Annotated in this window: 16 protein-coding genes; 8 read left to right on the top strand and 8 right to left on the bottom strand. The window is 43.5% G+C overall.

Annotated features, from left to right (window positions below; genetic code table 11):
* Window positions 1-76 precede the first annotated feature (76 nt).
* Window positions 77-1006: a helix-turn-helix domain-containing protein gene (locus ACTQ45_RS05855; protein WP_441753530.1), complete on the top strand. Its 930-nt coding sequence runs from the start codon at window positions 77-79 to the stop codon at window positions 1004-1006.
* Between the two features lie 129 nt (window positions 1007-1135).
* Here ACTQ45_RS05855 and ACTQ45_RS05850 read toward each other — a convergent pair whose 3' ends face one another.
* Both ACTQ45_RS05850 and ACTQ45_RS05845 read right to left on the bottom strand, forming a co-directional pair.
* Window positions 1136-2032 carry a hypothetical protein gene (locus ACTQ45_RS05850; RefSeq protein WP_441763198.1) on the bottom strand — a complete coding sequence of 299 codons (897 nt, stop codon included), beginning with the start codon at window positions 2030-2032 and terminating at the stop codon, window positions 1136-1138.
* 182 nt (window positions 2033-2214) lie between these two features.
* Window positions 2215-3162, bottom strand: a complete 948-nt coding sequence (locus tag ACTQ45_RS05845; RefSeq protein WP_441753528.1) for a nuclease-related domain-containing protein — start codon at window positions 3160-3162, stop codon at window positions 2215-2217.
* A 130-nt stretch (window positions 3163-3292) separates the two neighbouring features.
* Between ACTQ45_RS05845 and ACTQ45_RS05840 the strand changes: the two genes are divergently transcribed.
* Complete coding sequence (locus ACTQ45_RS05840) at window positions 3293-3673, top strand: iron chaperone (RefSeq protein WP_441763197.1); 381 nt, start codon at window positions 3293-3295, stop codon at window positions 3671-3673.
* A 48-nt stretch (window positions 3674-3721) separates the two neighbouring features.
* Here the strand turns inward: ACTQ45_RS05840 and ACTQ45_RS05835 are convergent, their stop codons facing one another.
* From ACTQ45_RS05835 to ACTQ45_RS05825, 3 genes are all read right to left on the bottom strand, one after another.
* Window positions 3722-4630, bottom strand: a complete 909-nt coding sequence (locus ACTQ45_RS05835; protein ID WP_441753525.1) for a glutathione S-transferase C-terminal domain-containing protein — start codon at window positions 4628-4630, stop codon at window positions 3722-3724.
* A 69-nt stretch (window positions 4631-4699) separates the two neighbouring features.
* A complete protein-coding gene (locus tag ACTQ45_RS05830) occupies window positions 4700-5026 on the bottom strand; it encodes a branched-chain amino acid transporter permease (RefSeq protein WP_441763196.1) in 327 nt (108 codons plus the stop codon).
* Window positions 5019-5714, bottom strand: coding sequence for an AzlC family ABC transporter permease (locus ACTQ45_RS05825; RefSeq protein WP_441753522.1), 696 nt, complete (start codon window positions 5712-5714; stop codon window positions 5019-5021). Before ACTQ45_RS05825 ends, ACTQ45_RS05830 begins: the two co-directional genes overlap by 8 nt.
* Before the next feature lie 82 nt (window positions 5715-5796).
* Between ACTQ45_RS05825 and ACTQ45_RS05820 the strand changes: the two genes are divergently transcribed.
* Window positions 5797-6237 carry a DUF488 domain-containing protein gene (locus ACTQ45_RS05820; RefSeq protein ID WP_441763195.1) on the top strand — a complete coding sequence of 147 codons (441 nt, stop codon included), beginning with the start codon at window positions 5797-5799 and terminating at the stop codon, window positions 6235-6237.
* Between the two features lie 116 nt (window positions 6238-6353).
* Here the strand turns inward: ACTQ45_RS05820 and ACTQ45_RS05815 are convergent, their stop codons facing one another.
* Window positions 6354-7094 (bottom strand): LytR/AlgR family response regulator transcription factor, encoded by a 741-nt coding sequence (locus tag ACTQ45_RS05815; RefSeq protein WP_441763265.1) that lies wholly within the window; start codon window positions 7092-7094, stop codon window positions 6354-6356.
* Window positions 7094-8350: a GHKL domain-containing protein gene (locus tag ACTQ45_RS05810; RefSeq protein WP_441763194.1), complete on the bottom strand. Its 1257-nt coding sequence runs from the start codon at window positions 8348-8350 to the stop codon at window positions 7094-7096. The genes ACTQ45_RS05815 and ACTQ45_RS05810 overlap by 1 nt, the downstream gene beginning before the upstream one ends.
* 158 nt (window positions 8351-8508) lie before the next feature.
* Between ACTQ45_RS05810 and ACTQ45_RS05805 the strand changes: the two genes are divergently transcribed.
* The 5 genes from ACTQ45_RS05805 to ACTQ45_RS05785 all read left to right on the top strand — a co-directional run bounded on the left by ACTQ45_RS05805 (window position 8509) and on the right by ACTQ45_RS05785 (window position 13311).
* The gene (locus ACTQ45_RS05805; RefSeq protein ID WP_441763193.1) at window positions 8509-9174 is read left to right on the top strand and encodes a hypothetical protein; all 666 of its coding nucleotides are present in this window, start codon (window positions 8509-8511) and stop codon (window positions 9172-9174) included.
* A 165-nt stretch (window positions 9175-9339) separates the two neighbouring features.
* Complete coding sequence (locus ACTQ45_RS05800) at window positions 9340-10476, top strand: glycosyltransferase (protein ID WP_441763192.1); 1137 nt, start codon at window positions 9340-9342, stop codon at window positions 10474-10476.
* 335 nt (window positions 10477-10811) lie between these two features.
* Window positions 10812-11381: a cysteine hydrolase family protein gene (locus ACTQ45_RS05795; RefSeq protein WP_441763191.1), complete on the top strand. Its 570-nt coding sequence runs from the start codon at window positions 10812-10814 to the stop codon at window positions 11379-11381.
* Between the two features lie 159 nt (window positions 11382-11540).
* The gene (locus tag ACTQ45_RS05790) at window positions 11541-12575 is read left to right on the top strand and encodes an acyltransferase (RefSeq protein WP_441763190.1); all 1035 of its coding nucleotides are present in this window, start codon (window positions 11541-11543) and stop codon (window positions 12573-12575) included.
* A gap of 457 nt (window positions 12576-13032) precedes the next feature.
* Window positions 13033-13311 (top strand): hypothetical protein, encoded by a 279-nt coding sequence (locus ACTQ45_RS05785; RefSeq protein WP_441763189.1) that lies wholly within the window; start codon window positions 13033-13035, stop codon window positions 13309-13311.
* 358 nt (window positions 13312-13669) lie between these two features.
* Here the strand turns inward: ACTQ45_RS05785 and ACTQ45_RS05780 are convergent, their stop codons facing one another.
* Entirely contained in the window at window positions 13670-13876 is a 207-nt protein-coding gene (locus tag ACTQ45_RS05780; RefSeq protein WP_441763188.1) for a hypothetical protein, read from the bottom strand.
* Window positions 13877-14008: the final 132 nt, after the last annotated feature.

Below are 14008 nucleotides of genomic sequence, written 5' to 3'. Positions count from 1 at the left end.
ATAATAACGAAGTTATTAGGTTGATACTTTCAATAAAACGCCTTATACTATAATAAATGCGACAAGGGGTGATGTTTTGAAAGAAAAATTGACGATTCCTGTTAACCGAGAAGGCAAAGAGCTATTGACGCGTGGTACGGTGGGCTTTGCTTTAGAGTTGTATCAGCGAAATATTCGAGATTATATTGGTGAAGAAATCCCGCCTCATTGGCATGGGGAGTTGGAGGCCTTTGTGTTGGACGAGGGCAAGGTGAAGTTGACTTTGCTGGAGCGTGAGTATGAGTTAGCAGCTGGGGATGCATATTTCTTGAATGCCAATGTAATGCATGGGTTGGTATGTGTCGGCGACGGGGATTGTCGATATCGCTCAATGGTGTTTGATGCAGAAATTGTGGCAGGCGCTCCGGGGAGTGTATTTGATTTGGAATATGTTCAACCTTATTTGGCGGGTGGCGCGCCGGTGTGGGTCTTGGCTAGAAGTAACCGGGTTGGTGTTGGGATTGGTGTTGGCGAAGATGAGCGGAATATTGCACTAGCGTTTGAGGCGTTTGATCAAGCATTTATAGCAACTAGTGAGCGAGCGTTTGGCTATGAATTTGAGGTGCGTCATGCCTTGTCGCGCTTGTTGTTATCCGCTAGTAAAGGTGAATCTGGGAGTACTAGGCGGGTGGTGACGGTTCAAGAATTGCGTTTGAAGGAAATGCTGTCTTGGATCCATGAGCATTACAGCGAGGCTATTCAAGTGATTGACTTGGCGGCAGTGGCAGGAATCAGCGTGCGCGAGTGTCAGCGATATTTCGCAAAATTTCTGCAACAAACACCTTCACAATATTTGATGGATTTTCGTTTGAGAGCGGCGGCGGACTTGTTGGTGACTACTGATTGGACGATGACTGAAATTGGTTTGGCTTGTGGCTTTAAGTCCTCTAGTTACTTTGCGAAAATGTTTCGCGAGCGGACGGGAGTGTCACCGCGCGAGTATCGTAGGGGGAATGCGGGAGGCTAGGCGATGTTGGATGGTGAGCGAGCGTGTTGGAGGAATTGTGGGTGAAAGGTGTTTCTTTCATGCAGAAATACCTTTAAAAGCAAAAGGAGTGCCGGCTTATGGCCGGCACGATTCTATGTCAGTGCGCTTTTAATTTAATCGTCGTAAACCGAAGGGAACGACACCGCTGGTTTTTGATGGGGGATGTGCTTGGCTGCGTGGAGCATGGGGGTGGGGGCCTACTGTCGACCTTCGCCAAGGGTCAGCTTGCTTTTGGTCACCGAGTGCCATCCTTGTCTGAGAGTCGTCAGTGTCTTCGTGTTTACCTGCCGACCTTGTCAGAGGGTTGGCGGTATCTCCTTGCTCATCTGTCATCCTTTGCCCAGAGTAGACCTGCTTTTGCTCACCGAGTGCCATCCTTCGCCCAGAGTCGACCTGCTTCCCGTTACCGAGTGCCATCCTTATTTGAGGGGTGGCAGAGTCTCCGTGCTTACCAGTCATCCTTAGCCGAGAGTCGTCGGTATCTCCTTGCTCATCTGCCATCCTTCTTCTAGAGTCGACCTGCTTCCCGTTACCGAGTGCCATCCTTATCTGAGGGTTGGCAGAGTCTCCGTGTTTACCTGCCATCCTTCGCCAAGGGTTGGCAGTATCTCCTTGCTCATCTGCCATCCTTCGCCTAGAGTCGACCTGCTTTCGCTCACCGAGTGCCATCCTTATTTGAAGGTCGGCAGAGTCTCCTTGCTCACCTGTCATCCTTCGCCGAGAGTCGTCGGTATCTCCTTGCTCATCTGCCATCCTTTGCCCAGAGTCGACCTGCTTCCCGTTACCGAGTGCCATCCTTATCTGAGGGTTGGCAGAGTCTCTGTGTTTACCTGCCATCCTTCGCCAAGGGTTGGCAGAGTCTCCTTGCTCATCTGCCATCCTTCGCCCAGAGTCGACCTGCTTCCCGTTACCGAGTGCCATCCTTATTTGAGGGGTGGCAGTGTCTCCATGCTTACCTGCCATCCTTCGCCCAGAGTCGTCGGTATCTCCTTGCTTACCTGTCATCCTTCGCCAAGAGTCGACCTACTTTCGGTTACCGAGTGCCATCCTTATTTGAGGGTCAGCAGAGCCTCCTTGCTCACCTGCCATCCTTCGCCAAGAGTCGTCGGTATCTCCTTGCTCATCTGCCATCCTTTGCTAAGACTCGCCAGGCTCACCCAAAAAATAAATAAATAAATATCGATAGTCTATCTAAATGGTTTATCATACTTATTTGGATTTCTATAATAAGGATTGACGTAGGCTGTCGTTGAGCCAAAAGCAGCTAGTTTAAATTGTTCTTTGAGTAGGCGAGAAATGTATCTGCGTCTCACCTGTCCACCTAAAAAATTGTAGATTTCTAATGAAGTGAAACTTTCACGGTGATGAAAGATATGGCAGTACTCATTGATAGCCTCTGAGACGGCAACACGCTTTGAAACAGTGTATTGTCTACAGCGACATGTGACAAGGTTGATACTCACCGTCATCCCCCGGCAGCTCCTACACTTCGGACACACGAAGCCAGCAGCCATCTTCTCCACTTGAACATCCTGAACCATAGGCAGATTATATTTGCTATCACTTTCCAAAGCCAAAAGCTTCGCACCCACGGCTTCAGGATGCAATCCATGTTGACGGCCGACATGCCGAGCTTTTGTATCGATTTCCGCCAGCAACTTCAAAACGTTATAACGCGACACGCACTCAACACTAACAGAATCATCAAAGTCCACGCTATAATCAGGATTCATGAATACCAAACGCCCCTCAACTGCCACATCAATCCCAGCCTCACGCAATAATTTCTTCAAACGGCCCAAAGATAGTTGGAAACTTCCAATCGGATCATTTTGTAGAGGTTTGCCATTGAAGTAGGCGACATGGTCACGGTAAATAAACTCCCCATAGTAGTTTTTGGCATTCAAAACGTAAATCTTCTCATACGTCACCAAAATCACATCGCACTCAACTTGCCTTGCTAGCCACAAATTACGGCGCCACCAAATATCCTCGAAACCTTGCTCCAGTAATAAGCGCACCAACTCGCTTTCACCTCGGTCCCCATTCAATAATAATTGGTAATCGAAGCGCCCATCCTTATCCAAAGCCTCACGCTGATCCATCAATTCATACCACATCATCCGATCTTGCATTGCTTCTACCTCCTTATTGTCTTCCTACATATAAATACGTATTAGAAGTCAAAATATGCTTTTATAAAGCTTAAATTTTTTATAAGTATTTGCCCTTAGTGGTATACTAAATAAAAAGGAGGCGAGCAACATGGTTCAATACGATGTGACGACGCCGCAGGCGTATTTGGAGGTTTTAGAAGACGATTGGCGCAAGGAGAAATTATTGCGTTTGCGTGAGATGATTCAAACAGCAGCACCGGAAGCAACAGAAGGCTTGGCCTATAAAATGTTGAGTTATGGCATGGGCGAAGAGCAGTTTATGGCCTTGAATGCCCAAAAGCATTACGTGAGTGTCTATGTGGGCGATATTGAAAAGGTACCAGACTCACAAACCTTATTACAAGGCTTCAATCTTGGAAAAGGGTGCGTCCGCGTGCGAAAAACGCAGAAGCTAGACGAGAGTGGTATCGAACAATTTATCCAAAACGCGGTCGCGATGTGGCGGGATGGTCAAGACATTAATTGCTAGCAAACAAAAAATCGACAAGCCCAAACACAGGCTTGTCGGTTTTTAGTATTAACTCCAAAAATGGTAAGTATCATCCGAGCGTTCATGTGGAGTTGACCAATGTGACATGTCGGGACCAGCAGGAACCACCAAACGCGTCAAACGTTCCTGCCCTATTTTGCCTAAGTAAGAGCCTTCTTTAAATGCGTCAAAGTCAGTGGTCTCTCGAAATGCAGGTATAGCATACAGATGGCGTAAGTAAGCCCACAGATGTGGAAAGTCGCTCAAGCTCTGTTTGTTGGCACCGAATACCGGCGCATAGAAAACTTCCAGACGAGCTAAAGGTGTGTATAACACAATATCTGTTTCTGTTAGTTGATCGCCGTGGAAATAACGACGACTTGCTAAACGCGTGTCAATCTCTTCTAAAGCAGTAAAGAAAGCATCGGAGGCTTCATCGTAAGACGCTTGATCCTGCGCAAAGCCAATCTTATTCACGCCAATCGTAAGGGCCGCCGAAAGCTTGTCATTCCATTCGTCAATTTCTTGATGTAAAGCCTCAGGATATAAATCAGGTGCTTTCGCAGTATGTAAAGGTTTGAAGGCGGTTGATAACTCTCGAACAATGTCCAACGATTCCTTACGTACCATTTGTTGGGTTTTTGTATCAACAAGCGCTGGTACTGAAAAGGGACCTTCGTAGCTAGGTGCAGTTGCTTGATATAAAGCCGGCACTGACGCCACGTTTAGAATAGGGTCCACGCCGCCAGAGTCTAAAGAAAATTGCCAACCTTGTCCATGATTGACAGGGTGAGCAGTGGCTAAAGAAATAATGTCCTCAAGCCCTAATAATTGGCGCGCAATAGCGGCTCTTTGTGCAAAGGGACAAGAGACTGCCCAGACTAAACGATAGCGATTCGCCTCGACTGGTAACTGGTCTGAAGCATCACCAAAAGACTTACTGAAATAGGTCGTCACAAAAACACTCCTTCTTTACGATTCATTAGTGGTAACTTGGCCGAATGGCTGATCACACGAAGACTGAAATTAAAAAACAACTTGAACTAAAAACATATAAACAAATGTGCCGGTTGCAATCGACAACAAACTATTGCGCTTGGTCACATGAATACTAATAATAACAAGTATAGCAAACAATTCAGGAAGACCGTGTGGAGCGCTGGTCAGGGAAACATCTTTCACTGCATATACCACCAGTAAAGCAATCGCCGCTCGGGGCAAGACTTTTCCTAAATAGGTAATGAGAGCAGGTGGCTCTTTAGTAGCAGGGAATAACCAGAAAGGCAAGAATCGTAAGGCGACGGTCGTCAAAGCGACTAAAGCGATTGTAAGTAACATCTGTTGATTAGTCATTCGATGGTTTCACCTCCTGATAATACTCTATACTGAATAGCACAAGAATCGCCAGCATGGCTGGAATCATAAAGTTGTTGCCACCGAAGATCATCAAACTCACCGCTGAACCGAATAGACCGATTAAGGCTGGACGATGATTGCTAGCGCTTAACCACTGGTCAATAAAGATTGTGACGAATAGGGCAGTTAAGACAAATTCAATTCCTTGAGTATTAAAGCTTAAATGACTGCCAATGAGGGCACCGATGACACAACCGATGACCCAATAAGACTGGTTCAATAGGGTTATTAGAAAGTAAACCCAACTTTCATCTTGATTATCTGGCAGTTCGAGAGAGGCTAAGAGGGAGAAGGTTTCATCCGTCAATCCAAACATTGTATAGAATTTTCGCGGACCGTCTTTCAGCTGATTAAAAGGGGATAACATAGTAATCCCATAGAAAATATGTCGCGCATGAACCATAATCGTCAATAGAATGGCACTAATCGGATTAAAGGCTGCTAATAATAAGTTGATGGCCGCAAATTGCATGGAGCCGCCATAAATAAATATCGCCATAATGACAGGATAATAGATCGGCAAGCCTTTACTTGTCGCAAGAATACCAAAGGAAATACCTAAGAATATATAGCCAGCCATAATTGGGATTGTTAAAGGAAATGCAAATTTAAGAGCATCTTTCATTCAATACCCCTTTCTCTCATTTAATTTTAATCAATATATCTATCTTACCTGTCAAATTAAAGGCGGTCAATTGCTTTTGCAAATGAAAACGATTACCATAAAAGAGCAGGCGGTTTGTCACCATAAAAATGCAAATGAGCCGAAAGGAAGAGTGAACAAGATGCATCAAATTCAAATGAAACGCGTCTACGAAGAAGCGGCCAAATCAGACGGTTTCCGAGTATTGGTTGACCGATTATGGCCACGAGGTGTAAAGAAAGAAGACTTGCCTTATGATTGGTGGCCCAAAGATATCACACCATCGAAGGAAAGTCGCAAGGCCTTTAATCATGAGGCTGAACGCATGGAAGAATTCACAGTTGCTTACCAAAGTGAGCTAGATGATAATCCCTTTAGCGAAGAATTTATCGCAAAAATAAAAGAAGAATTAAAGAATCAGCCAGTGACTTTTCTTTATGCTGCCAAAAATCCTAAAATCAATCACGTCGTCTTATTAAAAGAGTGGGCAGAAAGTCAGCTATAAGCCAGTACTCACATAAACAGCTACAACCCCATTGCCATTATTGCCAATATAATAAAGCCGACCAAAAACGTCGAAGGCCTTCACTTACCCAAAGCCTTCGACGTTTTCATTTAACTTTAACCTTGTTGCGCCTGCCACATTTTCTGAATTTTACGAAGCTTACTAATAGCAACCGGGCAAGTCTGACCATCAGCAAATTCTAGTAGATAACGATCCGCATCGACCGCTACTACCGTCTCGAGATTAGCTAAGACCGATTTATGGACTCGCACCAAGGAGGGAATTGCCTGGTTAATTTCCTTTAAACGGCCATAAAACTGATAGAAGCCCTGATGAGTATGCAGCCCAATCACATGCGGTGTGGGCATGGTTTCGAAAAAGAGAATATCCTGATGATTAACAACACGTGTCTTGGATCCACTCTTGAATACAAACTGCCCCTTTGCCTCAGCACTCACAGCTTGACGCTCATCGATACTCTTCAAACAGGCAATGATTTGTTGCCTCAACTCTTCATGACTAGATTTAACAATATAATCATAAGCCTCGACCTTATAGCGAAAAGTCACCGGGGCCAACTCAGCATGCGTCGTCACAAAAATAATCTTCCCTAAATCATCAAACTCACGAATCTTCGCGGCTAATTCAATCCCATTCAACTCACTATTTAAATCAATATCAAGCAAATAAATCCCAACATGACCAGGATTATCAGCCAAACAAGCCACTAACTCAAAAGGATCCGCTGTCGCCAATTCGACCCGCATATCTAACGCCTCAATCATGACATAATTTTCAACAATCTCCAGCAACTGCTCCCGCTGCCTTGGATCATCCTCACAAATAAAAATCGGCATCAAAGCCCAACACCCTCCTTCCACTCAGGCACAATAATCTCCTGCTTAAAAATTCCACTAACAATTTCCGTATTGACCAGGATATCCGTTCGCGCCTGCAAAGAAGCTAAATTAGCCAAACCAAAGCCACGTCCATCACCCTTCGACGAAAAACCTTCCTTTGCCAGAATAAGCAAAGGCTCCATCTGAGAGCGACAATCATTGACCACCAAAAGGATGGTAGCTTCTGACTCTTTAATGAAAGCTACCGTCACACTGGCGTCTTTATCTAAACTAGCGACTTCTTCGATCGCATTATCCAGAACAATCCCAAGCATACGACTAAGCGTCAACTGGTCAGGGTGATGAATCGCGATCGCTTCAGTCAATTCCAGCTGTACATTGACGTTCATGACTTGGGCAGCGGCCAATTTGGCATAAAGAATTTGTCGCAGATTGGCGTTTTCAAGTAATATCAAGCGCTCAAATTGCTGGTTATCAGTGGCCAATTGCGTGCTCAATTCCTTTTGGAAATAGCGAGTCAACTCCTGCCAAGCTTCTTCGCGAATAAAGCCTTCGATACTTAAGAGAATATTCTGGTAGTCATGGCGAAATTTGCGCATCTCGTTGTATTGTTGAGTCGTCAGCTGCAAGTATTCACGGTCAATCTGAGTACGAGCTTTTAATTGCTCTTGGTAAATGACTTGTGCTTCATTGTGTTGAACTAAAATTAACGTAAAAACAAAGAGTATCATGACAGCTACCAAAATACCATTGAAAATCTCTAGACGTGTATCGTGTCCGATAAAGAGGTAGTCGAAAAGGTCGAGCATTTGCAGATAATAAAGGCCTAAGAAAATAGCCAAAGGTATTAAGTAAATCAGATTATCTACTTTTTGAGACAAGCGTTTTAAGAGCTGATGTTCTGAAAAACTAAGTATGATCAGCATCACAAGCGTAACAGAGAATGAAACCCATAGTGAAAGCCCTCGAAAATATTGAGTTTGCAATAAAAAACGACTGATTGCTAAATTGATTAGCGGGAGTGTCGCAAAGGTGACTGCCCGGTTGACTGTTTTTAGTTGTAAGTAGGTCAGTAAAAATAGGCAAAGAAAAATCAGTAATGGCTCTAGGGCATCCCTAAAAATTGGGCTGAGTTGTAGTGTTAAGAAAATGCTGGCTGTCAGTAAACCGTTTTTAAGCCAACCGAGTTTAGTATTCAGTAGGAAAAAGGCGGCTAGGTACAAAAGCCAGCGACTGGTTAAGTAAGTATCCAAAAAATAAAAACCTCCTCATAAAGGATTATGATGAAAAATAAATGGTTTAGGATCATTTAGCCTTCATCTTGCTTATTTAAAGTATAGTATAACTAGGTTGTAGTACTATAAGTTTAAGCTGAATTGTGTGACAAAGCAAATAAAGGAAGGGGATATAAATGAAAAAATTATTGAGAACAATGTTATGTTTACTCTGCCTAATGCCCGTTTTTGCCAATCTTTCTAGTGTCAGTGTTCAAGCTGAGGAGGAATTCCCATATGAAGGTATTTATCTAACGGATGAGAACCGAGCTATTTGGGGCTTTGTGTTTTTTGAAAATGGTGTCCAAGTGGTCGTACGTCACGAAGAACTTAGAAATTCGGAAACCAGGAATATGGAGCGATATACAGAGTTAATACAGGTGGGTAGATTATTGGAGGATGGCTTAACGGGTATGATTGATCCATCAATGGATGCTGAAGATATCGCAAAATGGTATGAGAAAAATAATATACATATTCCAGATTATGCGAAAATCTATTCAGATGTTGCTGAAAAAATTACACCAACTATGAGACGTGAGGAAATCGATGCAATGATCGATGCGCAGATTCCGAGTATCGACTATAGTTATTTGAATTTTAACTATAACAATCCGGTTTTCTATCAATACATCCAAATTAATGCGCCGACTATCAGAAGGTCTCAAGATCTGTGGCTTGTTGAGCTAGGAAATCAAAAACTCTTCCGCTTTGAGCACGAAGATAATACAGACGGCAGCAAGATTACTGATGATTATGGCGTGACTTATTCGAAGCGTGATTTCATAGAAATTGTGAGATAGAATAATTTTTAATAGTCAGACTTGGAGTGATATTCACTTTGTCTGGCTATTTTGCTGAAAAGATTCAGCGAACCTTGGGTCATCAAAACTAAAGCTTTCGCAGCAATTGTATATCCACCCGTTTAACGGTAAAATGTAAGATGATTATTTAAGAGGAGGCTGACCATGCCAGATAAACCATTAAGAGTCATTCACATCATGTCGGAATTTGGTGGAGGAATCTCTTCATTTATACTAGATAAAGCTGAGGCGCTGGCAAATCAAGACGTCCAAATCGACGTTTTGACCTTTGATACACCGAGCGCACGCCTAGAACAAGCCATTGCTGCGACCGGTGGTCAAATTTACAAAGTCCCAAACCCGGTTAAAGAAAGTCTCATGCAATCCGTCAAACAAACGAACGCGATTTTCAATCAGTTGCCCAAAAACACCCTCGTTCATTGCAACTATGGGATGGATTTGGCGCTGATTTTCTACTTAGTGGCCAAGAAAAACCGCCTGAAATTTGCAATTCACGCACATACCGCCGAGCCTGATAACACAAATGACCTGCGCCGCCATCTTAACCGCTGGATGGCCGACTACAAATTATCCTGCGGCCTAGGCGCCACTGAAAACATTTTTGGTCGCCAAGCCCTTGAAAACAACGACGTGGTCCACATCCCGAACAGCATCAACATACACAACTTTCTCGGCAAGAATAAGGCCGCTAGTCTTAAAAGCGAAGCCTATGGCCAAGAAAATCAACACAAATTTATCATCAGCCAAATTGCACGATTCCACGAAGTCAAAAATCATGCGTTCAGTCTTGAGGTCATTGAAGAACTCGCGAAAACTGAACTCGACTTTTTATGGCTGTTTTTCGGACAAGGAAAGATTGAAGATGACATCAAGCAAGCTGTCGCTGAGCGCAACCTAGAAGGCTACGTTAAATTTATGGGGCGTCGTAGCGATATTTCTGAACTCTATCCAACGATGGACCTCATGGTTTTGCCGTCTCATTTCGAAGGTCTTTCAACGGTTGCGATTGAGTCACAAGCATCCGGTAAGAAAATTTTGCTATCCGATATTCAGGCACGTGAAACGGATTTAGATTTAGGTCTCGTTGAATTCCTCCCGATTGACAATGGTGCTCAAGATGTTGAAGCTTGGGTGCAAGTGATTTTAGCTAATCAACAGCCGGCAGACGTTTCATCTGAATTAATTCAAGAAAAATTCGAACAGAAGAAATTTACGAGTGCCACCTCGGCCGCCTTGTATGTAGAATTTCTCAAAGGTAACATCAGTTCCTACCGAATTTAAGTAAAGGCATGCAAAGCAATTAATAAGGGTCTAGCGCGTGCTAGACCTTTCTTGTTCGTTATAACTAACAAAGGAGTCTCGAACTTCTAGTTCTCGACGATTCGAAGCAGAGCGACTCGACTTTTAAATCGTGGCGACTTGTTCGCCACACCTATGGTTTTGAGAAGCATTGTTGGCATCGAGAACTCCGGCTGACTCCAAGTCTGGTGACACCGAGTCGGCTCTCGAAAAATCATCACCACAGCTCCAGTCCAATTCCCAACTTGTTTTTATTTTCACCCACCCATTATCAGTGGTATAATAGATAAAACGATTTCAATTTTAGGAGTGGTGAGATGACAAAAGAAACAACTAACCAAACGACTAACAAGGAAGCTTTAATTATTGTCGACATGAGTGTCGACTTTGTCGCAACAGACGGCGGCTTAACAGTAGGGGAACCCGCCCAAGCGATTGTCCCTTATATTCGTGAACTAGCCGATGACTTTCTAGCAGCTGGTATGCCAGTCGTTATTGCGATGGATGCTCATCAGCCCAATGATCCGCATTTCAACTTATGGCCGGTGCATAATGTCGTGGATACGAAAGGACAAGCGTTATACGGTGAATTAGCTGAATGGTACCAGGTTAATCAAAACGAAACGCTCGTTAGCTATTATCCCAAAGAGAACTACAACTCGTTCTTTCAAACTGGCTTGGCCGCCGACTTGCGTAAAGTTGGCGTCGAAACGGTCCATGTAGTGGGTGTGACGACGGACATATGCGTCTTTAATACGATCAGTGGGGCGGATGCGGAAGGCTTCAAGACGGTGACACACCGTCGCGGCGTCGCAACTTTTACTGCCTTAGGCGAGATTATGCTAGAACATATGACCCGCTGCTTCCATACAGTGGTGATCGACTAGAAAAAATAACTTGTGGGTGGTGCCTGGCATCGTCTGCAAGTTTTTATTTTGGTCGATAAACTATCGATCATATTTTGTTATCGAAATGTTATGCTTTTGTATTGGTCTTGTGTGGCTAACTTTGTATAATGAAGTTTACTCTAAAAAGAAGGTGCTAAATTGAGCAAACGAAATTATTCTTTGGATTTATTAAAATTAATGGCTGCCTGGTTCGTCGTGATGGTGCATCATTTCGAGCGCACGCCTTTTATGGAGCTGTCGCTAACGACTGAAACGGCCTTTCTGTTGACGACTTTTCTCAGTTTATTGAAGACCTGCGTGCCATTATTTTTCATAACGAGTGGTTATCTGTTGACACGTCATGAAATCAATCAGCGCCATTACCGCCGTTTGTTGGATTTTTTAATGGAGTCAACGCTCTTGTTAGTGGTCGCTTATTTTCTGAATCACACTTACAATGACTTGTCTCTAGGCGCGAAAGATTTGTTGAAGTTTGTATTGAATCCTCCTTATTATGTCAGTTTTCATATCGGCTTATATTTATTAGCGCCTTACCTCAACCGTTTGTTGGGCAGCTTGAAAAAACAGGAGGAAACGGGTTTATTGATCTTGATGACCGGTCTGGTTGCGCTTCCGGCCTTTTTAAAAGCTTTTGATATCGAGTATCTTCATACCTTTATTCGCTCGGCTTATCCTTTGGTTTACTATTTACTTGGCGGCTATTTGCGCCGTTCCCCTTTGAATTGGAAGCAGGGGACGAAAGTGCTTGTGACGTTGGCAGCTTTAGCGTTGAACACCGGATTGATTTTCTGGCTGGCCGACGGCGGCGTCTACGACCCCTTTATCGGCACTTATGACAATCTATTGATTATTACGGCGACAGCTATGATTTTCAGCTTCTTTCAAACACTTGAAGTCGGCGAAAATCCGGCCACACGCATCGCTAGTTTTCTGGCACATTACACACTTGCCTACTATATAATGGGCGACTATTATTCGGATATTATTGCCCGCAACCTGGACTTTCTGCGCGTCAGCGACAATGTCCGCATTGCATTTTTCCAAACACCACTGGTCGGTTTGACCTCAATGGCTGTCACGACTATTATAGCCATTCCAACCGTCTGGTTGGCCCAGCGGCTGACTGAATTTCTACATAATAGAGCAGATAGCTTGTTCGGTCCCAGCCAATAACATACCTATTACCACCCGGCCAAGGCTGGGTGGTTTTGTCGTCAAAAGCTTCAGCTTATGAACACACACATAAATAGTGTAAACTATCCCTAAACAAATGGTCACTTAAAGAGAGAGGTTTTGTTTAAAATAAAAACCATTCTCACCGCCATGTCAACTATCCCTTGTATCAATTAACAAGTCGCTAGAAACAGCTACCAGACTTGCTCTGGCAAGAACTAAAATACTAAAGACTCATTATGCCGGTAATAAGCATCCTTTTATGATACTGCACCATTTAGCTTGCCAACAATCTTGACAAACTAAACGACGTCAACCTAACACCAGCTAATCGTGACCACTAATACAAACGCAGCGAAACAATGACTCACCTCGTCCAAAACGCCAGCTTCACGGCACTCATATCAGCTAAACAGGCCATGCTGAAAGACCAAGACACCAAGAAAGGAAGTCCCCCATGAAATACCTCAAAGGATTTAACATCGTGATGTTGGTAATCAATATCATACTAAGTTTCTCAATCGCTTTTTCAACCGCCTACTCCACAAGAATCATCGAAGGTTTTGACTTCGTCGAAGAATATGACCTACCAACCCTAGTCGCCGTGCTCTTACTGTGCCTAGCCTATACCGCCTTCATCTTTTTAATCGTAACCGTCATCCTAAAAAACCATGAACTCACGCAAGACATACATCAACAAAACGAATTAATTATTAAAAACATGACCAAAGGATAATTTTTTTTTGAAAATAAGACCTCCAAAAAGACTGCATCAACCGACGTCATGCCCCACACGCACCTCCCAAAACTGACGAACTTATAAAGTGAAACGCTCTGTAAAGTCTCCAGTCTATATTTATTAATGACGCGAAGTAGAAAAGTGCCCTTAAGGGAGAGTCTGTCAGGGAGAAATAATTTGACAGCTTTCTTAACTTTGATGACACTCAATTTGACTCTATCTTCGAACGAGTATCCGACAGCCTTTGCGAAAAAAATTTAGACACCAAAATAAGGTTAAAACGCGAATGTTAAGCGCCTTAACCTTATTTATTTGCGTATAAAACAAGAAACTCGAATGAAACTGACTCACTTGTTTAAGTCGTCTCATCATCTGTTGAAGTTGCACCGCTGTCTTCAAATGACTCAGGCATCATCTCTTCTGCCTTTGCTTTTTCTCTACGGTTACTCTCGAAAATTGAAAAAGCTTTGTCTTTTTCCTTTTGAGCCATTTGTCGAATAGCATCGGTAGTTAAGTCGTCTTTTAAAGCATCTGTCTGTTTGTTTTTATAATCTTTTGACACGGTCTTCACCTCCATTCCTCGTGATTTAAATTTATCATAATCACACGTCAGATACTATTAATACGCAATCCTCATACGACAACACTTACAAACCATAAGGAGTGCCGATCTGACCAGCACGTTTTTATATTT

Source organism: Fundicoccus sp. Sow4_D5 (assembly GCF_052116365.1).
GTDB lineage: Bacteria > Bacillota > Bacilli > Lactobacillales > Aerococcaceae > Fundicoccus.
The sequence above is the reverse complement of the archived record's forward strand: the minus strand, read 5'-3'. Positions and strand labels throughout refer to the sequence as shown.